The organism is Corynebacterium sp. HMSC14H10, from assembly GCF_001807105.1.
Lineage (GTDB): Bacteria > Actinomycetota > Actinomycetes > Mycobacteriales > Mycobacteriaceae > Corynebacterium > Corynebacterium jeikeium_D.
In genome coordinates, this window is the sequence record NZ_KV787412.1 from 10,589 (window position 1) to 30,994 (window position 20,406).

Genomic DNA, 20,406 nt, shown 5'->3' on the forward strand with positions numbered 1-20,406 from the left:
CCCCCCCCCCTATTTTTTACTGCGCTACTTCAAAGCAGCAGCAATGCGGTCGCCAACCTCAGCGGTCTTGATCGGGCCACTACCGCGAGTAGCCATGTCAGCTTCCACAGCAGCCTCGATGCGCTGAGCGTCTTCCTCACGACCCAGGTGGCGCAGCATCATGGCACCCGACAGAATGGCTGCGGTCGGGTCAGCGATCCCCTTGCCAGCAATGTCGGGAGCGGAGCCGTGAACGGGCTCAAACATGGACGGGTTGGTATTAGAGGCGTCAATGTTGCCGGACGCCGCCAGGCCGATACCGCCCGACACTGCACCAGCCTCATCAGTAATGATGTCGCCGAAGAGGTTGTCGGTGACGATGACGTCGAAACGCGAAGGATTAGTGACGAGGTAGATCGTCGCAGCGTCGATGTGCGAGTAATCGACATCTACCTCTGGGTATTCCTTAGCGACCTCATCGACCGTGCGCTGCCACATACCGCCACCGTGCACCAACACATTGGTCTTGTGGACAAGGGTCAGCTTCTTACGACGGGTCATAGCCAGCTCGAAGGCGTAGCGAACAACGCGCTCAGCACCGAAGCGGGTATTGACGGAGGTCTCGTTGGCAACCTCGTGTGGCGTGCCGACGCGAATCGCACCGCCGTTACCGGTGTAAGCACCTTCGGTTCCCTCGCGGACGACCACGAAATCAATTTCGCCCGGGTTCTTCAGCGGTGACTCGACACCCGGGAAGAGCTTGGAAGGACGCAGGTTGACGTGGTGATCCAGCGCGAAGCGCATCTTCAGCAACAGGCCGCGCTCGAGAACACCCGGAGGAACGTTCGCCGGGTCACCGATAGCACCGAGCAGAATAGCGTCGTGCTCACGCAGGGAGTCGAGATCGGCGTCGGTAAGCAGTTCGCCATTGCGCAAGTAGCGACGCGAGCCGAGGTCGTACTCGGTGGTGTCGAACTCGCCGATAGCAGCCTTGAGCACCTTCAGTGCCTCTGCCGTAACTTCCGTGCCGATGCCATCACCCGGGATGACGGCGATCTTCAGCTTTCCTGCCTCAGTCATTTTTTGAGATACCCTTCTCACTATATGGACACAAATGAGTGTAGCAGAACCTAGCGCTCACCCCCGTCACTATCTCCACGGTTTTTATCAGCTCCATCGTTTTCACAATCCACCCCGCCTACTGCTCTCTCCTTTTCGATATCCCGCCGCACCTTATCCACTAGGCCGCGGAGACTGTCATGCAATTTGCGACGCTTTTCATTGTGTTCAGATAGCGCAGCAGTCTTCTTTTCTGTCTGCGAGGCAAAGGTATACCGACCATGCCCGGTGTGCTCTTTTTCCGACTGCGCAAACGGCCCTTCATCACAAGAGAGGAACGTCCAAGCTTCGATCCCATCATCACCTCGAACAACTCGCCACATACCGGCAGTTTTGAGGTTGTGGTGCCTTCGACAGAGACAATGGAGATTATCTGTGTGCGTGACCCCTTCCTTTTGCCGCTCACCACCGGAAAGGCTGTGATCAAATTCCACAATATGGTCGATATCGCACTTTTCCGCAGGGACATCGCAACCAGGAAAACTACACACACCATCACGGGCGCGCACGAATGCACGCTGAGACTCAGAGGGCCGATACCCCTCAACCACACTATCCCCCAGCACCCGCAATGCCGATACCCGCTTCAGCCAAGACTCGGCCACCAGCGAAGAAAGCCAACCTGCGCCAGCGAGCCACACTGGAGTGTTTTCCGGTTCGCCATCCTCCCCGGGAGAGAGCACTCGGAAGAGTTCCAGATTCACCTCCACCTCACAAGTACCGCGTAACGCATGCATGAAAGCTGCCGCGCGACTCACTTTCATCTTCTTAGCCACTGCGTCGATAATTGCAAGGGCTTCCACTGCATGATGCCGCTCGAGGACAGTAGTCAGTGTCGTAACTCCAGCGTCACCATGTTCATCAACTGCGATAAACTCCTTAGCCGTCATACGATCGCCGAAGTAGTCGAGAGCCGCAGCTTGAACCTCCCGTACCTCCTCCGACTCCACGGGATTATCCGCCGACTCTCCATCCACCTCGACCCGGTATGCCGCCGCATCAATTGCAGCATCTACGGTCGCCTCCACATTCCGGGCCAGGACCCTATCAGCCTGCAACCCAGCGACATCCACATCACGTGGCCGCACTTCCGGAGCACACTCACCAATCACTCGCTGCACCCGCGTTGCCATCGCACGCACGCCACGGAGTGCCTCCCCGTCGCGCCTAGGCTTAACGACGTCCACGAGACCCGACTCCACTGCGTCAACCTTGTCATCGGCTACAGGTCGGGTATGTTTACCAAGCATTGCTAAATGCCTCATCGACAAATGCCCGCGCTCCTGACACATTTCCGCTAGTTGCGGCATACGTCCAAGCATGTAGCCAATTTCCATATATTTGTTCACTTCGGCGCGTGAGATTCCAAGCACCACCGACCAATAAGCCAAATGAGCTTCGACATCGCCATCATCTGGTGGTGCGACCCGCTGAGCGATAACCATCTGCAGACGATTAATCTCGCGCATCACTTCAGCGAGCGAATGAGCCCTCACCTCATGGCTGAACCGAAATTCCCCACACGATTCCAACTCTGACATTGCACTGTCCCCTCCCTAACGAGGTCCCCTAACGAACAGTTCTTTATCAATTCGCCCACACCATATCCCCCACCCCGGATTCAAACCGCTGCGCACCCCAAAAATCTCCACATTATTCGAACACTATTTCGAACTAAAGCCGAAAGAAAATCCCGCCCTACGACGCAAACTTCGTCGTAAAGCGGGAACCGCACTAGAAACCTAGTCGACCGGCTTCATGGAACCGTTTTCGAGGAAACGACGGTGGAAGTCATAAGAAGTACCCAGGTCATGCGGAGTATGCAGGTACGGGGTGGCCCTCTCAGCACGCTCAACGTATTCGAGCAGCGCCTCCTTGTACATCGGGTGCGCACACTTCTCAATGACAACACGGGAACGCTGACGCGGCGCCAGCCCACGGAGGTCAGCCAGACCCTGCTCAGTGATGATGACCATCACGTCATGCTCAGTGTGGTCAACGTGAGAGACCATCGGCACGATTGCGGAAATGTCGCCATTCTTAGCCAGCGACGGGGACACGAACGTAGAGATGTAGGCGTTTCGGGTGAAGTCACCGGAACCGCCAATGCCGTTCATCATGCGGGAGCCAGCCACGTGAGTGGAGTTGACGTTGCCGTAGATGTCAGCCTCAATCATGCCGTTGGTGGTAATCAGCCCCATGCGGCGGACCAGACCCGGGTTATTGGAGATGTCCTGCGGCCGCAGAACGATCTTCTCGCGGTAGTCAGCAGCATTCTCGTTCATACGAGCTGCATATTCAGGAGACAGCGAGAATGCAGTACCGGAAGCCACGGTCAGCTTGCCAGCATCCATCAGGTCGACCATGCCGTCCTGGATAACCTCAGTGAAGGAGGTCAGGTTCTCATACTTGGAGTCGAGCAGACCTGCGAGAACGGCGTTCGGAATGTTACCGACACCCGACTGCATCGGCAGCAGGTTCTCCGGCAGACGACCGGCCTTGACCTCGCCATCGAGGAAGTCGAGCAGGTAGCCAGCAATAGCCTTGGAGTCATCGTCCAGCGGCTTGAACGGCGAGTTACGGTCCTCGGCGTTCGTCTCGACGACAGCGACAACCTTATCGACATCGATCTGAACATCCGGAGTGCCGATGCGGTCCCCCGGGTTCACAATCGGAATCTCCTTACGGTTCGGAGGCAGGCCGACACTGTAGATGTCGTGCATACCCTCGAGGTCCTCGGACTGCCAGGAGTTGACCTCAATAATGATCTTCTCTGCAGCATTGAGGTAAGAAATGCTGTTACCAACCGAAGAGGAAAGAATCAGGGAGCCATCGGCCTTAATGCGAACAGCTTCGACCACGGCAACATTGACCGGACCAAAGAAGCCCTGCTCAGTCATCGGGCCAGAGTGCGACAGGTGAATATCACTATAGAAGGCATCGCCTGCATTGATACGGTTACGCATTCCCGGGTCGGACTGGTACGGCATACGCCACTCAACACCATTGGCCTTCGCCAGCGCACCATCAAGTTCCGGAGCGGTAGACGCGCCGGTCAAGACCTTAATCTTAAACTCGTCGCCACGCTCGTGAGCGGCCTCGATGCGCTCAGCGAGAGCCGGCGGGACAACCTTCGGGTAGCCAGCACCGGTAAATCCGGCAAAGCCCACCATGTCTCCGTGGTTGATGAACTGCGCCGCCTCCTGCGCGGTCATCACCTTGGATTTGAGACCAGCATGGGCAATACGATCTGACATGAATTCACCTTTCTATATCCCCCAACGCGACTATCGGGGGTAGTGCTTCGAACACCAAAGCACACCCCCAACCCTATCAACGAAGCGGTTAGCGACATTCATTCAGATGCCCGAAAGCGCCCCCATTTTAGGCACACTTCACGCGACACTAAAACCGACTACAACACCGTTTTATGCCCTACGTCACAACTGGCCAACAATCAGCCATACGACACATTTACAACCCCTTGCCTAGCCCAATTCACACAGTAGTTATTGATAATCATTTTCAGTACGTTAATCTTGTCGGGTGACTTCTACCGAATTTTCTGATAGCACCACCGAGACCACTCCCGTCACCGTCCTGTCCGGATTCCTGGGCGCCGGCAAGACCACCCTCCTGAACAACCTCCTGGCAAACTCACAGGGGCGCAAAATCGCGGTCATCGTCAACGACTTCTCGGAAGTCAACGTCGACGCCGCCCTCATCGAGCAGGGCACATATCTCGAGCGCGGCGAGGACCGTTTCATCGAAATGTCCAACGGCTGCATCTGCTGCACGCTGCGAGATGACCTCGTGGAAAACGTCGGCAAGCTCGCGCGCAGCGGCAAATTCGAACACATCGTCATCGAATCCACCGGTATCTCCGAACCCATGCCAGTCGCCGCTACCTTCGAGTGGGAATTCGACGACGGCCGCCGTCTCGCCGACATCGCCCCCATCGACACGATGGTCACGCTCGTCGACGCCTCTACATTCCTCGACAGTCTCCGCCAGGGGCGCGCGCTGCCTGACGACGAACGCACGGTCGCCGACCTCCTCGTCGACCAGGTGGAATTCGCCGATCTCATCCTCATCACCAAATCCGACCTCGCCGGCGAAAAGCTCACCGGCGGTACCGAGGAAACGATCCGCGCAATGAACCCCCGCGCACGCATCGTCCGCGTGACTAACGGCGAAATCGCCACCTCTGCCATTCTCGACGCATCGCTTTACGACGAAGGTACCGCGGCCACTTTCCACGGATATGCAGAAGAACTTGCGAATCCCCACACGCCGGAGACTGAAGAATACGGCATTTCTTCGGTTGTTTTCCGAGGCAATCGACCCTTCGACCGCGAACGACTAATCAAGGCTCTCCGCGGCACAAAGGGGCTCGTACGATCCAAGGGGCACTGCTGGATTTCCGACCGCCTCGAAGTCGCCCACGTGTGGAGTCAGGCGGGGCCGAACCTGAAAATCACCCCTGCCGTCATGTGGGCGCAGACCGATGTCCCACCATCCAATGAGGTCGTACTCATCGGTGTGAAATTTAACCCAGAGGCCACACTGCAAGCGTTCGAGGATGCCATGCTGACCGACGAAGAAGTGCGGGAATTGCTGTAACAAAGCCCCTGGAAGAGCGCCGATAAACGACCCGCTGAAGCGATCAGAGTGTCATAAATCACTTCTCAACCTGCGGGTGTGGCAACACACTGTTAGCGCATGCTAGGTTAGGCGACAAAACTAAAGTCGAACAGTCTATCTAGGAGATGACATGTCTGATCGCATCGCACATGCCGGTTTGCGCGGCAAGGTAATGACCGCCGACGAGGCTGCACAGTTTATCAATCATGGTGATGCCCTCGGCATCTCTGGCTTCACCGGTGCTGGCTACCCGAAGGCTCTGCCGACTGCGCTGGCAAACCGCGGCAAGGAACTCCACGCCAAGGGTGAAGAGTTCGCTGTCGACATCTACACTGGCGCTTCCACTGCCCCGGACTGTGACGGCGTGATGGCAGAAGCTGACATCATCCGCTACCGCATGCCGTACCAGGGCGATCCGGCACTGCGTAAGTCCATCAACTCGGGCAAGGCGAAGTACCAGGACATCCATCTCTCCCACTCCGCGCTGTACATCGAGCAGGGCTTCCTGCCGATTGACGCCGCAATTGTTGAGGTCACTCGTATTACGGAAGATGGACACCTCGTTCCGTCGTCAAGCGTTGGCAACAACGTCGAGTGGATGGACAACGCTGACAAGATCATCATTGAGGTCAACTCGTGGCAGTCCGAGGAACTCGAGGGCATGCACGACATCTACCGCATTCAGCACCTGCCTAACCGCACGCCGGTGCCGATCAACGCTCCGGGTGACCGCATTGGCACCCCTTACATCGACATCAACCTGGACAAGGTTGTCGCAGTTGTCGAGACCAACGCGCCGGACCGCAACTCCCCGTTCAAGCCGTTGGATGAGACCTCGAAGGCCATTGCCGGCCACTTCCTCGACTTCCTCGAGGGCGAAGTTCGCGCGGGTCGCCTGGCTTACGACCAGTACATCATGCAGTCGGGCGTCGGTAACGTTCCGAACGCCGTGATGGCGGGTCTGTTGGACTCCAAGTTTGAGAACATCAAGGCCTACACCGAGGTTATTCAGGACGGCATGATTGACCTGATTGACGCAGGTAAGATGACCGTCGCTTCGGCTACCTCCTTCTCCCTGTCTCCGGAAGCTGCCGAGCGTATGAACAACGAGGCTGCTCGCTACCGCGAGAACATCATTCTGCGCCCGCAGCAGATTTCTAACCACCCGGAGGTTGTCCGTCGCGTCGGCCTGATCGCCACCAACGGCATGATTGAGGCCGACATCTACGGCAACGTCAACTCCACCCACATCAACGGCTCCCGAATGATGAACGGCATCGGTGGTTCCGGTGACTTCACCCGTAACGCCTTCGTTTCTTCGTTCATCTCGCCGTCGCTGGCGAAGGACGGTGCGATTTCGACTATCGTTCCGTTCGCTTCGCACATTGACCACACCGAGCACGACGCCATGGTCATCATCACCGAGCGTGGATTCGCTGACCTGCGTGGCCTGGCACCACGTGACCGCGTGGCGAAGTTGATTTCCGTTGCACACCCGGAGTACCAGCCACTGCTGGAGGAGTACTACGAGCGCGCGCTGAAGACCGCTCCGGGCATGTCTACCCCGCACGATCTGCGTACTGCTTTCGACTTCCACGTCAACATGATTGAGAAGGGCTCGATGAAGGGCTAGGCAGTAGGGCTACGGCTGCATAGATCAGCTGGGAAACAAAAATCCCCTCCATGCGGAGGGGATTTTTTCATGCAGTAGAAGCTGCGCTAGAGACTAGCTCTAAAACGTCTAGGCGCTCAGAACTAGTCCAGCTCAAGCTGCAGAGCGTGGGTAGCGGAGATCTCCTCGGTAATCTTTTCGACGAGCTCCTCCGGAACCTCCTTGGAAACGCGCAGCACCAGGATGGCAGTCTGATCTGCTTCCTGCGGAGACAGAGCAGCAGCCTCGATGTTGATGCCGGACTCACCCAGAGTGGTAGCAACGCGACCCAGAGCGCCCGGAACGTCCTTGTACAGCAGGAAGAGGTTACGGCCCTGAGCGCGCATGTCGATGCCGCGGCCATTGATACGGACAATCTTCTCGACGCGGTTCAGGCCAGTGAGAGCACCAACGACGGTAGCGGTGGAGCCATCAGCACCGATGACCTTGACTTCGAGAACGGAGCGGTGGGAGACGGACTCCGGCTCGGTCTCGACAGTGAAGGTCACACCACGCTCTTCTGCGATACGCGGAGCGTTGACGAAAGTGACCGGCTCTTCCACCATGAGGGAGAACAGTCCACGGATTGCTGCCATACCCAGAACGTTAACGTCCTCAGTGTGCAGCTCACCGCGAGCGGTGACCTCAACAGCGGCCGGAGCGCCCTCGAGCAGACCGCCAGCAACCAGCCCCAGCTCACGAGCCAGCTCGAGCCACAGGGTCACCTCTTCACCGACAGCGCCACCGGAAACGTTGACAGCATCCGGGACGAACTCGCCAGCCAGTGCCAGCAGCACGGACTTAGCGACATCGGTACCCGCACGGTCCTGAGCCTCAACGGTGGAGGCACCCAGGTGCGGAGCACAAACAGTTTCCGGCAGACCAAACAGCGGGGAATCCGTGCACGGCTCGGTCGCGTATACGTCGAAGCCAGCACCGCGGATGTTGCCTGCCTTGATCGCGTCGGCAAGCGCCTGCTCGTCGACGAGACCGCCGCGGGCAGCGTTGATGATGATCTGGCCCTTCTTGGCCTTGCCCAGGAGCTCAGCATCGAACATGCCAGCGGTTTCCTTGGTCTTCGGCAGGTGGATGGTCACGAAATCAGCGCGAGCCATCAGGTCTTCCAGCTCAACCAGCTCAACACCGAGCTGAGCAGCACGGGCCGGGTTCGCGTACGGATCGTACGCAATGATGTTGGTCTCGAAAGCAGCGAGACGCTGCGCAAACAGCTGGCCGATGTGACCGAAACCGACGATACCGACGGTCTTGCCGAAGATTTCGACACCCTTGAAGGAAGAGCGCTTCCACTCCCCCTCACGCAGGGACGCGTCCGCAGCCGGCAGCTGGCGAGCGGTGGCCAGCAGCAGTGCGATTGCGTGCTCACATGCAGAGTGAATATTAGAGGTCGGAGCGTTGACAACCATGACGCCGCGCTTGGTAGCGGTATCGATGTCGACGTTATCCAGGCCAACGCCGGCGCGGCCGACAATCTTCAGATTCGGAGCAGCCTCGAGGACTTCCTGATCCACGGTGGTAGCGGAGCGGACGAGAAGTGCGTCAGCATCACCAACCGCAGCCAGGAGCTCAGCGCGGTTCGGGCCATCTACCCAACGGACCTCAACGGAATCCCCCAATGCGTCCACAGTGGACTGTGCCAGCTTGTCGGCGATGAGGACAACGGGGCGAGCGTTCTGGCTCACAAGCATCTCCTGGTTTGTCTCGAAAAGTTTATGCAGTATGTGCGGTGTCACTTAAGAAAACTACTAAAGCGTGCACGCGCATTACGTCTCATCATAAACTCTGGGGGTGAGACACGGGGGGACTTACCTAAGCAAAACGGCGCTTACTACCCTTTGTTTAGGGAGTAAGCGCCGTTGCCCCCGACATTCAAGTCGGCAAATATTTCGCGTTATATTTTTATTTCTGCTGGTCTATAACCTACTGGTACGTAACCAACCACGGACGCGGCTCGATGTTCATGGTCTCCTCAGGAGTAAACATCGGCTGATCCTCGTCGATGAAGTTCTTCCACGCCTCGAAAATCTCCGGCTGCAAATCCTGCAGCATGACGTTCCAGGTCTCAAACTTCTCCTGCGCGGTGCCATGGCCGTCGGCATGCAGAACGAATGCGAGCTCCGGGTGCGACAGATCCAGCGTCTCGCGGTCGCGAATCATCTGTAGCTGGAACTGGTGCAGCATCAGCATCTTCTGCGGAAGGTTGTTCTTACGAGTCAGCTCAGCCAGCCAATCAGCAACGCGGTTGACTTCTTCAGCCTTAACGTGACCAACCTGGGTCGCCGGAACCTGCCCCGGTTCCATCTTCCACTCCGGATCCAGCGCCAGACCGACGTTTGGCATCTTCAGCAGTTCTTCGTAGAACTTGGCCTGGTCCAGGAAGTCCGCACTACCCGGCTGCAGGTCGATGATGACGTAGCCGCCGGCCTTGGTCATTGCCTCGACGTACGGCTTCAGAGTCTCAACCGGAGCCGGCTCGGAGTAGTCACCGCGTGGACCTGGGTCAGCCTGCGCGACCGAAGCGATAATCTCGAAGGCCGGCAGTACCGGGTCATCAGCGAACTTCTCGTACTGCTTGACGTAGTCCTTCGCACGTGCGACGGCATCCTCCGGATCATCCTCGCCCATCACGCCCAATGGAGCGACACCTGGGTGACCATACGTTGCAATCAGATGACGGCCGGGGAACAGCAGTGTGCCTCCACCTGGCAGCTCCTTGACCTTGTCATCTTTGGCAAGCTCGATGGACTGATCAAACTTGTCCTTATCGCCGAAAACCTTACCCAGAGCAATCAGGGACTCGCCGTCGCGAGCAGCGGAAATCGACTCAGAGGTAGCACGCGCGTCGCCCACCGGCAACCAACTGACCTTCAGGCCAGCGGCACGGGCCGTAGCAATGGAGGCCAAACCGGTACCCGGTGCGGCCAGTGCCAATTTGTCCTTGACCTCCTTCGGAGATCCCTTCGGCAGGGTGACGCTCTCCTGTCCCTTGTCGTCCTGCCCATCGCTGGCGCGATCCTGAGCCTCCTGGTTGGCTGCCCCATCCTTCGTTGCATCGCCCTCGACGACAGTTGGCTTCTCCGGATCCATCTCAACGACAGCGCGAGTCGGCTTCGACTCCGTCTCCTTGAGAACCTTAAACTCGGTACCGACGAGCTCCTTAAGGCCATCGGTCGTACCCGGATCGGCAATGATCTGACGGCCCTCTTCGCCAGTCAGGTCAACTGCCCCCACAGTAAGGACTGTCTTTGCGCCCAGGCGGTCAATCTCTTTTTCCACATCGGCGATATCGGCGCCAGTATCACGGCCACGAGCATCCTTCTTCGGGCTCTTGGCAGTAGTGTCATCTTCCGCATCTTCGGCAGAACCAGCCACTAGCATCGGCAGACCAGCAGCAACCGCGATGCCTGCCGCCCTACGCTGCTCAGCAGAGCCAGCCGAGGAAACGACAACCGCTTCCGAACTGTCGATCAGACTTTCCGACGCTGCGATGTCGTCGCTAAGCACCGTCGATTCAGCGTCCACCTTCTTCGTGGAAACAGCGCTGTCGGAATTTCCACACGCGACCAAGGCGCTTGACCCCAACGCCAGGCTGACCGTCAGGGCAACGGTTGCCGTCACGCGCCGCGTCATTGCGGATACTCGCACATTTACCTCCGTGAAATGATTTGATTTCAACGATTAGACTATCGAACGTCTTTGTTGAGGGAGACCTTTCAACCCAGATTAGAACCCCGGATAGGACTGGGGCTACACCCGTTTGGCAGTAGTTGCTTTTAGCTCAGACGTTTATTCCACACGTCTACCCCACACGGTTCAGTGAAAGAAAACTAGTAAGAGAGATACGAAAAGGGCCTCATCACGGCGGTGAAGCTCAGTGATGAAGCCCTACTTCGCGAACAAGCGAGGGATTCGCTTAAGCAACAAACTTAGGCAGTCTCAGCGCGAGCGTCGACCTTAACCCAGCTCATCAGGTCGCGCAGCTTGGAGCCGACCTCTTCAATCTGGTGGTTGTTGTAGGAAGCGCGCAGGTCCTCGAGCTCCTTGTTGCCGCCCTCGACGTTGGCAATCAGGCGCTTGGTGAAGGTGCCGTCCTGAATGTCAGACAGAATCTCGCGCATGTGCTGCTTGGTATCAGCGGTAATAACGCGCGGGCCAGACAGGTAGCCACCGAACTCAGCGGTGTCGGAGACCGAGTAGTTCATGTTGGCAATACCGCCCTCGAACATCAGGTCAACAATCAGCTTCAGCTCGTGCAGGCACTCGAAGTATGCCATCTCCGGCTCGTAGCCAGCTTCAACCAGAACTTCGAAACCGACCTTGACCAGTTCCTCGGTGCCGCCACAAAGAACAGCCTGCTCACCGAAGAGGTCAGTCACAGTCTCTGCCTCGAAGGTGGTCGGGATAACGCCAGCGCGGGCGCCACCGATAGCTGCAGCGTAGGACAGAGCCAGGTCGCGGCCCTCGCCCTTCGGATCCTGGTCAACAGCAATCAGGCACGGAACGCCCTTGCCATCGACAAACTGACGACGAACCAGGTGACCCGGGCCCTTCGGAGCAACCATACCGACGGTGATGTTGTCAGCCGGCTTGATGAGGTCGAAGTGGATGTTCAGACCGTGGCCGAAGAACAGCGCGTCGCCGTCCTTCAGGTTCGGCTCGATGTCCTCGCTGTAAACCTTTGCCTGGGTGGTGTCCGGAACCAGCACCATAATGACGTCTGCCCATGCAGCGGCATCTGCGTTGGACTTAACCTCGAAGCCAGCTTCCTGGGCTTTCACAGCGGACTTGGAACCTTCACGCAGACCGATAACAACCTCGACACCGGACTCGCGCAGGTTCTGAGCGTGAGCGTGGCCCTGGGAACCGTAGCCCAGGATTGCGACCTTACGTCCCTGGATGATGGACAGATCAGCATCGTCGTCGTACAGCAGTTCAATAGCCATTAAAGTTAGCCTCTTTTCGAATCGGATTCGTTAAAAATCTTAGCGTTTAGTTGTTAGCGGGCCTGGAGCATCGGCTTCGGCCCACGTGCCATTGCGACGGTACCGGACTGAATGAGCTCACGGATACCAAACGGCTCGAGGACCTCCAGCAGGGCTACAAGCTTCGAGCGCTCACCCGTCGCCTCAATGATGACAGACTCTTGAGAAACGTCCACCACACGGGCACGGAAGAGATTGGCGGCATCGACTACCTGCGGACGATTGGTGTTGTCGCAGGAAACCTTCACCATCAGCAGTCCGCGCGACACCATGGTCTCTGGGGGCTGGCGGACCACTTTCAGCACGGGCACCAGCTTGTTCAGCTGCTTAGTGATCTGTTCGATCGGCAGCGTCTCCGTCTCAACCACGACGGTGATTCGGTTGACTCCCTCGGTCTCAGTTTCACCCGAGGTAATCGACTGGATGCTGAAACCTCGGCGGGTGAACATGCCCGCAATGCGGACCAGAATACCCGGCTCATCGAGGGTCAACACGGATAGAGTGTGCAGTTCAGCCATTTTGGGACTCACTTCCTGTTGCTTCGGATCCCGATTAGCGGGTCTTCATGGACGGGTGGTTAGCGTCGGGCTGCTTCGCGGCGTCCTCGGAGTTGTCCACAACAGTGCCGTGGATGTCAGCCGGGGCCTCAGCTGCTGAATTCTCATCGTTGAACAGCGGGCGCAGACCGCGGGCGTATTCGACCTCATCATTGGACTTGCCAGCTGCCACCATCGGCCACACCTGAGCATCCTCACCGACAATGAAGTCAATAACCACCGGTCGGTCATTAATCTCGCGTGCCTTCTTAATCGCCGCCGCGACATCTTCCTTCTTGGTCACGCGGATCGCCACGCAGCCAAGCCCCTCGGAGAGCTGGACGAAGTCCGGCAGGTAGGAGTTATCCTCCGGGCGCAGCTTGGTGTTGGAGTAGCGCTGATCGTAGAACAGCGTCTGCCACTGACGAACCATGCCCAGATTACCGTTGTTAATCAAGGCAACCTTGATGGGAAAACCTTCCATTGCACAGGTGGTCAGCTCTTGATTGGTCATCTGGAAGCAACCATCACCGTCGATGGCCCAGACTTCCTTTTCTGGAGCAGCCGCCTTGGCACCCATCGCAGCCGGGATTGAGTAGCCCATCGTGCCGGCACCACCGGAGTTAAGCCAGGTGCGCGGGTTCTCGTACTGGACGAACTGCGCTGCCCACATCTGGTGCTGGCCGACGCCAGCGGCATAGATGGCCTCTGGACCAACGATGTCGGACAGAGTCTGAATTACAAACTGCGGAGCGATTGCACCATCAGCGGGCTCTTCCCACCCGAGGGGGAACTCGTCGCGGAGACCGTCGAGAAGCTTCAGCCAGTCGGCAATCTGCGGGCGACTAAGACCGAGCTTGGTGTAGGACTCGCTAAGTGCGGCAAGGACCTCGCGGGCATCGCCGACGATGGGAACATCAACTTCGCGGAGCTTGCCAATCTCTGCCGGGTCAATGTCGGCGTGGATTACCTTCGCGTTCGGCGCGAAGGAATTCAGATCACCGGTAACACGGTCGTCGAAACGCGCGCCAATAGTGATGAGCAGGTCGGACTTCTGCAGAGCAGCGACGGCTGACACCTTGCCGTGCATGCCCGGCATACCCATGTGCAGCGGGTGCGAGTCCGGGAATGCGCCGCGAGCCATCAGCGTGGTCACGACCGGAACCCCAGTCTGCTCGGCGAACTCGACCAGCTCCTTGGAAGCATCGGCTTTGATGACGCCACCACCGATGTAGAGCACCGGACGCTTTGCCGCAGCAATCATCTCAGCGGCTTCGTCAATCTGACGCTGGTGCGGAGTTGTCACCGGGCGGTAACCCGGCAGGTTAATCTCCGGCGGCCAGGTGAAGTCGATCATCGTGTTCTGGAGGTCCTTCGGGACATCGACCAGAACCGGACCTGGACGACCAGAAGAAGCCAGGTGGAATGCCTCAGCGAGCGCGCGCGGGATGTCCTCAGCTTCGGTGACCATGAAGTTGTGCTTCGTAATCGGCATGGTCACACCGCGGATGTCAGCCTCCTGGAAAGCGTCAGTACCCAGCAGCGGGCGACCGACCTGACCAGTGATAGCGACAACCGGAACGGAGTCCATCTGAGCATCCGCGAGCGGGGTCACCAGGTTAGTAGCACCCGGGCCGGAAGTCGCGATACAGACACCAACCTTGCCGGAAACCTGCGCGTAACCAGTGGCAGCGTGGCCAGCTCCCTGCTCGTGGCGCACCAGGACGTGACGAAGCTTCTCCGAGTCATAAATCGGATCGTAGAGCGGAAGCACTGCACCACCGGGAATACCGAAGGCTACCTCGACACCAAGCTCTTCAAGGGATCGGACAATGGCTTGTGCACCAGAAATTCGCTCGGGGGCGCTGGTGCGCGCCTTAGCCGCGAATTGGGCGGGCGATGGGGTGTGCTGCTCGTGCGCGTTCACGATTTCGCTCCTGGATCATGGTGGGCAACTACTCAACACACATTCACGCAAAGAAGCTACGAATGTGGCGTTGGCTACAACCCTAACGTCCACATAGTGAGAAGTCAATCCCGTCAATTGGACACGCCATCCGTATCACACCCCGAGCACCCACCCGATTCCAACGAGAACCCCGCCCCAACTTTGGGAATCACTCTACCCAGAAACTCCCCGACCACGACCCCGGGGACACCCAAGCCTGCACACCCAAGCCCTACACGCCCGAGCCCCGCAAGCCCCAAGTCCAAAGCTCGTCTTTATGCATAATTCTTTACCTTTAAACTCAGCGCATATTAAGGCGAACGACCTACGGTGGATGGCATGGAATTCTTGCAATACATGTTGTTACGGACATGGCAATGGGTGGCCAATAACGGCCTTGCCATCGCATGTCTGGCCATTCTGCTAATTCTTGTTCCCCGTATCCGACGTTTCGTTCTGGCAATTGCGGACGGAAACATCTCCTCTTCAGAGGAGCAGTCCAAGGGACGGCGCGCACTGATTGGCGCTGTGGTTTACATCGTCGAAGTCATTGCATACTTCGTCTTAATCATCGCGATTCTGTCGAAATTCGGAATCTCACTGACCGCCGCCGCTATCCCCGCGACGGTCGTTTCCGCCGCTGTTGGTTTTGGCGCACAGGGAGTCATCGCCGACTTCCTTGGCGGACTGTTCATCATTGCCGAGAAGCAGTACGGCATTGGCGACTGGGTTGAGTTCCACGCCCCTTCGGGGACCGTGCAGGGTGACGTGGTCAATATGACATTGCGCGCCACCACCATCCGAACCCTTAACGGCGAGGAAATCATCGTTCCGAACTCCGAGGCACGTATGTGTATCAACTACTCCTCACAGTGGTCCCGTGCTGTCGTTGAAGTTCCCGTACCGATGACCGCCGGTGGCTCCATTAAGGATTTGGAAGAGCGCACTGTCGCCGCCGCCAAGCGTGCAATCACACTGGACTCCGTCAAGGACGCAGTTCTCTCCGAGATCAAGCTGCAGTCCTCCACGGAACTCAACCCGCCAACGGTTATGGGCCTGCCGTGGACCGTCACTATGCGCTTGATTGTCGACTGCAAACCGGGCGACCAATGGCTCATCGAGCGCGCCATCCGCGCCGCAGTCATCGACACTTGGTGGGATGACTACGGCGAGCGCGCCCAACAGACTCCGTTTGCCCCCGCCGAAGAAATCACCGGCCACGTCCGTGATGACACGATGATCGAACAGCTTAGACAGGCCGATGCTAAGCAAGAGAAAAAACAACAGCTTGACGACGGCGACAGTGCTCCAACCGAAATTGTCGAAGCGGTAGCGAACACTACTGTCCAGCCGGATACCGCAGAAACCAAGCTGATGGAAACTCAGACCGTCGACAAGCAAGTCGGGAACGAGCGATCCGACCTGCCACATGCAGGTGCCAACCTCGATGATGCCCGACGCGAGCAGGAAGACAGCGGAAGCAACAATGTCATCCGCAAACTGGCTAGCCACCCTGACTGGAAGACACTCACGACGCGCCAGAAGGTTCGTCGAATCCTCTCCGCAGGTGGACGCGCTCGCGTTTCGACGATTGTGCTCTTGGTAGCCTTACTGATCCTCTTCATTTTGAACCTGATGACAGTCGAAACTGAGGACGGCCCATCTGGATGGTTGGCACCGAGCAGGTGGAGCGATCGGGTAACGACACAGGAAGAGGACTCGGAAGAGTCGTCGGTTCCGCAGTCATCGAACCAGCCGACTAGTACCACACAGAGTGTGCAGCCCACCGAGACTTCACAGCAGACTCAGACATCACAGAATCAGCCGTCCGAGACTTCACAGCAGCCTCAGAGCACGCAGAACCGCGCACCTTCGACCGCCACCTCCACCGAGCCAGACTCTACTCAGAGCAACACCGACAACGAGAACACTGGCGGATCACAGTCGACAGACTCCACTAACAACGCGGAACCGAACTCCGCTGATACGCAATAACGCGCAACCGCCCACCGTGCATTGGCGAATCCGAACTACCCGCTACAATCAAAGGCCATGACTGACTCGACTCCACAGCCAAAAATTGCGACGCAGCGATTTCGCCCACAGAAGACGCATCTGTTCATCGTTGCGTTCATGCTCGTGCTGTGTGTAATTGCCACCGGTTTTGCCCCGTGGCTGGCCGTTACCTTCCTGGCACCGTTGATTTATACGCTTTGGATTTTCCGAGTACGCACCACTGTGGGACCACGCGGTATCACCGCGGTGTACCTATTGGCCAAGCGCCGCTCGGTGCCCTGGAGCGAATTTGCGGGCATCTTCTTCAACAAGGGCGGTCGCGCCTTTGCAGTGACCAAGTCCGATGAGCGCATCGCCCTGCCGGCCATCTCTTTTAATTCGCTACCGGAGTTGAAGGAAGCCACCGGCGGTCTGATTCCAGATCCGATTGCTTCGGCTCGCATGGCGGAAAATGACAAGGTCGAGGTTTTCGACCGCGATGGCTACTCGGTAATGAAGAAGGTCAGTGAGGTTGAGGCCGATGCCAAGGCTAAAAGCGCTAAAGCCAAAGGTGCCAAGCCTAAAAGTGACACCACTGCCGAGTAACATATAAGCAGTCCACAAAGCCCCTAAATCTCATTATGCGGACACTAGTGACCACGAAATGAGACATTAGGGGCTTTTTGTGATTAATATGGATAATTAATTACCTTGCACCCTATCTAGGAAGGGCAGCCCCCATGATTCCCCTTCGCTCTAAAGTCACCACTGCCGGCCGTAATGCTGCAGGTGCGCGTTCCCTATGGCGCGCAACTGGCATGACCGATAGCGACTTCGGCAAGCCGATTATCGCAATTGCAAACTCTTACACTCAGTTCGTTCCGGGGCACGTGCACCTGAAGGACGTTGGCGACATCGTCGCAGAAGCTGTGACCGCAGCAGGCGGTGTCCCCCGTGAGTTCAACACCATTGCTGTCGATGACGGAATTGCGATGGGGCACGACGGCATGCTCTACTCGCTGCCGTCCCGTGAGATTATTGCTGACTCTGTGGAGTACATGGTCAACGCTCACACCGCTGACGCATTGGTCTGTATTTCCAACTGTGACAAGATCACGCCGGGCATGCTCAATGCGGCTCTGCGTCTGAATATCCCGGTGGTCTTCGTTTCCGGCGGGCCGATGGAATCGGGATCTTCGGTTGTTATCGATGGCGTCGTCAAGCCCGGCTCTGACCTCATCTCGGCTATTTCTGCATCCGCGAACGACAAGGTCGATGACAAGAATCTGCTCGACATCGAGCGCTCGGCGTGCCCGACCTGCGGATCGTGCTCGGGTATGTTCACCGCAAACTCGATGAACTGCCTGACCGAGGCCCTCGGCCTGTCCCTGCCGGGCAACGGTTCTACCTTGGCGACTCAGCAGGCCCGTCGCGATTTGTTCACCCGCGCCGGTGAACTGATTGTGGACTTGGCGAAGAGCTACTACCACGATGGTGACGAGTCCGTGCTGCCGCGCAACATCGCCAACCGCGATGCCTTTGTCAACGCAATGACGCTCGACGTTGCCATGGGCGGTTCCACCAACACGGTGCTGCATATTCTCGCTGCCGCCCAGGAGGGCGAGATCGACTTCAATCTCTCTGACATCGACGCGATTTCGCGCCGCGTGCCTTGTCTGTCCAAGGTGGCACCGAACTCGGACTACTACATGGAGGACGTCCACCGCGCCGGTGGTATTCCAGCCATCCTCGGCGAACTGCGCCGCGCGGGCCTGCTGCAAATGAATGTCCGCTCCGTTCACTCCCCATCTCTGGAGGAGCACCTGGACAACTGGGATATCCGCGGCGGCAAGGCCACTGACGAAGCGATTGAACTGTTCCACGCAGCCCCTGGCGGCGTGCGCACCACCGAGCCGTTCTCCACATCCAACCGTTGGGAGAGCCTGGATACGGACTCCGAAAATGGCTGCATCCGCGACTTCGACCACGCCTACACGAAGGAAGGCGGTCTGTGTGTCCTGCGCGGCAACATCGCCGAGGACGGCGCTATCCTGAAGACCGCCGGTATCGGCGAGGATCAGTTCCACTTCGAAGGCACCGCTCGCGTCGTAGAGAGCCAGGAAGAGGCTGTCTCGGTCATCTTGAACCGCACCTTGCAGCCGGGCGAAGTTCTCTTTGTCATCTACGAGGGTCCTTCCGGCGGCCCGGGCATGCAGGAGATGCTGCACCCGACCGCATTCATCAAGGGCGCTGGCCTGGGTAAGGTCTGTGCACTGGTCACCGATGGTCGCTTCTCCGGCGGTTCCTCCGGACTGTCTATCGGCCACGTTTCCCCGGAGGCCGCTGCCGGCGGTGCAATCGGTCTCGTCCGCAACGGCGACCCGGTGTACATCGATGTCGCTGAACGACGCCTCGAAATTCAGGTGTCCGACGAGGAGCTGGCCGCTCGCCGCGATGAGGAGCTCAAGCGCGACAAGCCGTTTACTCCGCACAAGCCGCGTCCGCGCAAGGTGTCCAAGGCGCTGCGCGCATACGCCAAGATGGCGTCCAGTGCGGATAAGGGCGCGGTCCGCATTGTCGACTAGCTAGATCAAACCCGCTTAAAGGCCTGTGCTTACCGCACGGGCCTTTGGCGTTTCTAGGGTAGCTTTGCGCCCAGTCTTCCGCGTGGGCTTCACCAAATCCCGGCACTCGACGTCGGCAATCCCCTCAGCGACGTCCTCGGTGTGTGCATTTTTGCCACCCTCGGTAATGGCCGCCATTACATATCCGGGGCCAAAAACAACGGAAGAGTGCCACGAACGCCGGTTGGACCAGCCCATCTTCGCGCCTTCAGAACCGGGCAGGCCGGCAAGACCAAAATTCTGTCGATAGCCATCGGCAGCAATCGGCGACCAGTGTCGCATCGCCTCGAGCACCTCAGAATTAGGATGCTTCAGACGAAGCTGGGAAATAAAAGACACCACATCTTCCGCGGTGGTCCTCGATACTCCCCACTTTTCTCCGCCGGAAGTGTTGAACAGGCCGTACTCGGTCGCAATGGAATCGACCGATTCCGGGTACTTCCGGTAAAAGTCGGCGGCCAAATCGTCGTCGGAACGCGAAATCATCTTTTCGACGCGCTCGGCATCGTCGGCAGTGCCGTGTTCGAGCACATACTGACCGATATACAACTTAATCAGGGATAGCGCCGGCAGCGGGCGTTGCGATGCCTGGCTGCTGTACCCCACGCCCACCGGCTCGTAGCTCACCGCCATTTGCGTGCGCGGGTCAGTCTCAATCAACCCTCCGGCGTTGAGGTTCATGCGTGGCAGACTCACCTGATGTGTCGGCCAGACGCTTGCCGACGAGACGGAGGCTGCAACCTCATTGTGCTCGCCGGCAGCGGCTGTCGAAGGTGAGTGAATCGACGTTGTAGCGCCTATCGAAGACATGAAAAAGACCACCGCGAGGGTGGTCTTTAGTACGTGTCTCGACTTTGGCATAGGGGGCATTGTACCCCGGCCCTAACCGAGAACCTAGTTTAGGTCGCTC

At 58.1% G+C, this 20,406-nt stretch carries 14 protein-coding genes; 5 read left to right on the plus strand and 9 right to left on the minus strand.

The genetic code is table 11. The features are described from left to right. Positions 1–24: 24 nt before the first annotated feature. The 3 genes from HMPREF3135_RS02525 to HMPREF3135_RS02535 all read right to left on the minus strand — a co-directional run bounded on the left by HMPREF3135_RS02525 (position 25) and on the right by HMPREF3135_RS02535 (position 4,355). A complete protein-coding gene (locus HMPREF3135_RS02525; protein ID WP_101687711.1) occupies positions 25–1,041 on the minus strand; it encodes a 3-isopropylmalate dehydrogenase in 1,017 nt (338 codons plus the stop codon). 68 nt (positions 1,042–1,109) lie between these two features. Continuing rightward, positions 1,110–2,639, minus strand: coding sequence for an HNH endonuclease signature motif containing protein (locus HMPREF3135_RS02530; RefSeq protein ID WP_070437859.1), 1,530 nt, complete (start codon positions 2,637–2,639; stop codon positions 1,110–1,112). Between the two features lie 201 nt (positions 2,640–2,840). Beyond that, positions 2,841–4,355 (minus strand): acetyl-CoA hydrolase/transferase family protein, encoded by a 1,515-nt coding sequence (locus HMPREF3135_RS02535; RefSeq protein ID WP_070437862.1) that lies wholly within the window; start codon positions 4,353–4,355, stop codon positions 2,841–2,843. 289 nt (positions 4,356–4,644) lie between these two features. On the opposite strand from HMPREF3135_RS02535, the gene HMPREF3135_RS02540 reads away from it, so the two are divergent. Both HMPREF3135_RS02540 and HMPREF3135_RS02545 read left to right on the plus strand, forming a co-directional pair. After that, positions 4,645–5,721, plus strand: a complete 1,077-nt coding sequence (locus tag HMPREF3135_RS02540; protein ID WP_049172106.1) for a GTP-binding protein — start codon at positions 4,645–4,647, stop codon at positions 5,719–5,721. Positions 5,722–5,872: 151 nt separating this feature from the next. Next, positions 5,873–7,375, plus strand: a complete 1,503-nt coding sequence (locus HMPREF3135_RS02545) for an acetyl-CoA hydrolase/transferase family protein (protein ID WP_049172105.1) — start codon at positions 5,873–5,875, stop codon at positions 7,373–7,375. Positions 7,376–7,497: 122 nt separating this feature from the next. On the opposite strand, the gene serA is transcribed toward HMPREF3135_RS02545, so the two are convergent. The 5 genes from serA to HMPREF3135_RS02570 form a co-directional block, all read right to left on the minus strand. Then, positions 7,498–9,093, minus strand: coding sequence for a phosphoglycerate dehydrogenase (serA, locus tag HMPREF3135_RS02550; RefSeq protein ID WP_070438005.1), 1,596 nt, complete (start codon positions 9,091–9,093; stop codon positions 7,498–7,500). Positions 9,094–9,331: 238 nt separating this feature from the next. Next, entirely contained in the window at positions 9,332–11,056 is a 1,725-nt protein-coding gene (locus HMPREF3135_RS02555; RefSeq protein WP_049190122.1) for a hypothetical protein, read from the minus strand. Between the two features lie 281 nt (positions 11,057–11,337). Then, entirely contained in the window at positions 11,338–12,354 is a 1,017-nt protein-coding gene (gene ilvC, locus HMPREF3135_RS02560) for a ketol-acid reductoisomerase (RefSeq protein WP_038628558.1), read from the minus strand. A 53-nt stretch (positions 12,355–12,407) separates the two neighbouring features. After that, positions 12,408–12,911, minus strand: a complete 504-nt coding sequence (gene ilvN / locus HMPREF3135_RS02565; RefSeq protein WP_048735338.1) for an acetolactate synthase small subunit — start codon at positions 12,909–12,911, stop codon at positions 12,408–12,410. A gap of 34 nt (positions 12,912–12,945) precedes the next feature. Beyond that, the gene (locus HMPREF3135_RS02570; RefSeq protein WP_049172103.1) at positions 12,946–14,856 is read right to left on the minus strand and encodes an acetolactate synthase large subunit; all 1,911 of its coding nucleotides are present in this window, start codon (positions 14,854–14,856) and stop codon (positions 12,946–12,948) included. A 360-nt stretch (positions 14,857–15,216) separates the two neighbouring features. Here HMPREF3135_RS02570 and HMPREF3135_RS02575 point away from each other — a divergent pair, with 360 nt between their 5' ends. The 3 genes from HMPREF3135_RS02575 to ilvD all read left to right on the plus strand — a co-directional run bounded on the left by HMPREF3135_RS02575 (position 15,217) and on the right by ilvD (position 19,457). Then, on the plus strand, positions 15,217–16,872 hold the full coding sequence (locus HMPREF3135_RS02575; RefSeq protein WP_070438009.1) for a mechanosensitive ion channel family protein: 1,656 nt from the start codon (positions 15,217–15,219) through the stop codon (positions 16,870–16,872). A gap of 57 nt (positions 16,873–16,929) precedes the next feature. Continuing rightward, the gene (locus HMPREF3135_RS02580; protein ID WP_070437865.1) at positions 16,930–17,478 is read left to right on the plus strand and encodes a PH domain-containing protein; all 549 of its coding nucleotides are present in this window, start codon (positions 16,930–16,932) and stop codon (positions 17,476–17,478) included. Between the two features lie 134 nt (positions 17,479–17,612). Continuing rightward, complete coding sequence (gene ilvD / locus HMPREF3135_RS02585; RefSeq protein ID WP_070437867.1) at positions 17,613–19,457, plus strand: dihydroxy-acid dehydratase; 1,845 nt, start codon at positions 17,613–17,615, stop codon at positions 19,455–19,457. A gap of 15 nt (positions 19,458–19,472) precedes the next feature. Here ilvD and HMPREF3135_RS02590 read toward each other — a convergent pair whose 3' ends face one another. Continuing rightward, a complete protein-coding gene (locus HMPREF3135_RS02590; RefSeq protein ID WP_224784246.1) occupies positions 19,473–20,357 on the minus strand; it encodes a hypothetical protein in 885 nt (294 codons plus the stop codon). Between the last annotated feature and the right edge of the window lie 49 nt (positions 20,358–20,406).

What these genes read in the sequence shown, in the direction of transcription:
- HMPREF3135_RS02535 (WP_070437862.1), bottom strand. Translation starts at nt 4,355, where the DNA reads ATGTCAGATCGTATTGCCCATGCTGGTCTCAAATCCAAGGTGATGACC.
- HMPREF3135_RS02580 (WP_070437865.1), top strand. Translation starts at nt 16,930, where the DNA reads ATGACTGACTCGACTCCACAGCCAAAAATTGCGACGCAGCGATTTCGC.
- HMPREF3135_RS02545 (WP_049172105.1), top strand. Translation starts at nt 5,873, where the DNA reads ATGTCTGATCGCATCGCACATGCCGGTTTGCGCGGCAAGGTAATGACC.
- ilvC (WP_038628558.1), bottom strand. Translation starts at nt 12,354, where the DNA reads ATGGCTATTGAACTGCTGTACGACGACGATGCTGATCTGTCCATCATC.
- HMPREF3135_RS02590 (WP_224784246.1), bottom strand. Translation starts at nt 20,357, where the DNA reads ATGCCAAAGTCGAGACACGTACTAAAGACCACCCTCGCGGTGGTCTTT.
- HMPREF3135_RS02530 (WP_070437859.1), bottom strand. Translation starts at nt 2,639, where the DNA reads ATGTCAGAGTTGGAATCGTGTGGGGAATTTCGGTTCAGCCATGAGGTG.
- ilvN (WP_048735338.1), bottom strand. Translation starts at nt 12,911, where the DNA reads ATGGCTGAACTGCACACTCTATCCGTGTTGACCCTCGATGAGCCGGGT.
- ilvD (WP_070437867.1), top strand. Translation starts at nt 17,613, where the DNA reads ATGATTCCCCTTCGCTCTAAAGTCACCACTGCCGGCCGTAATGCTGCA.
- HMPREF3135_RS02575 (WP_070438009.1), top strand. Translation starts at nt 15,217, where the DNA reads ATGGAATTCTTGCAATACATGTTGTTACGGACATGGCAATGGGTGGCC.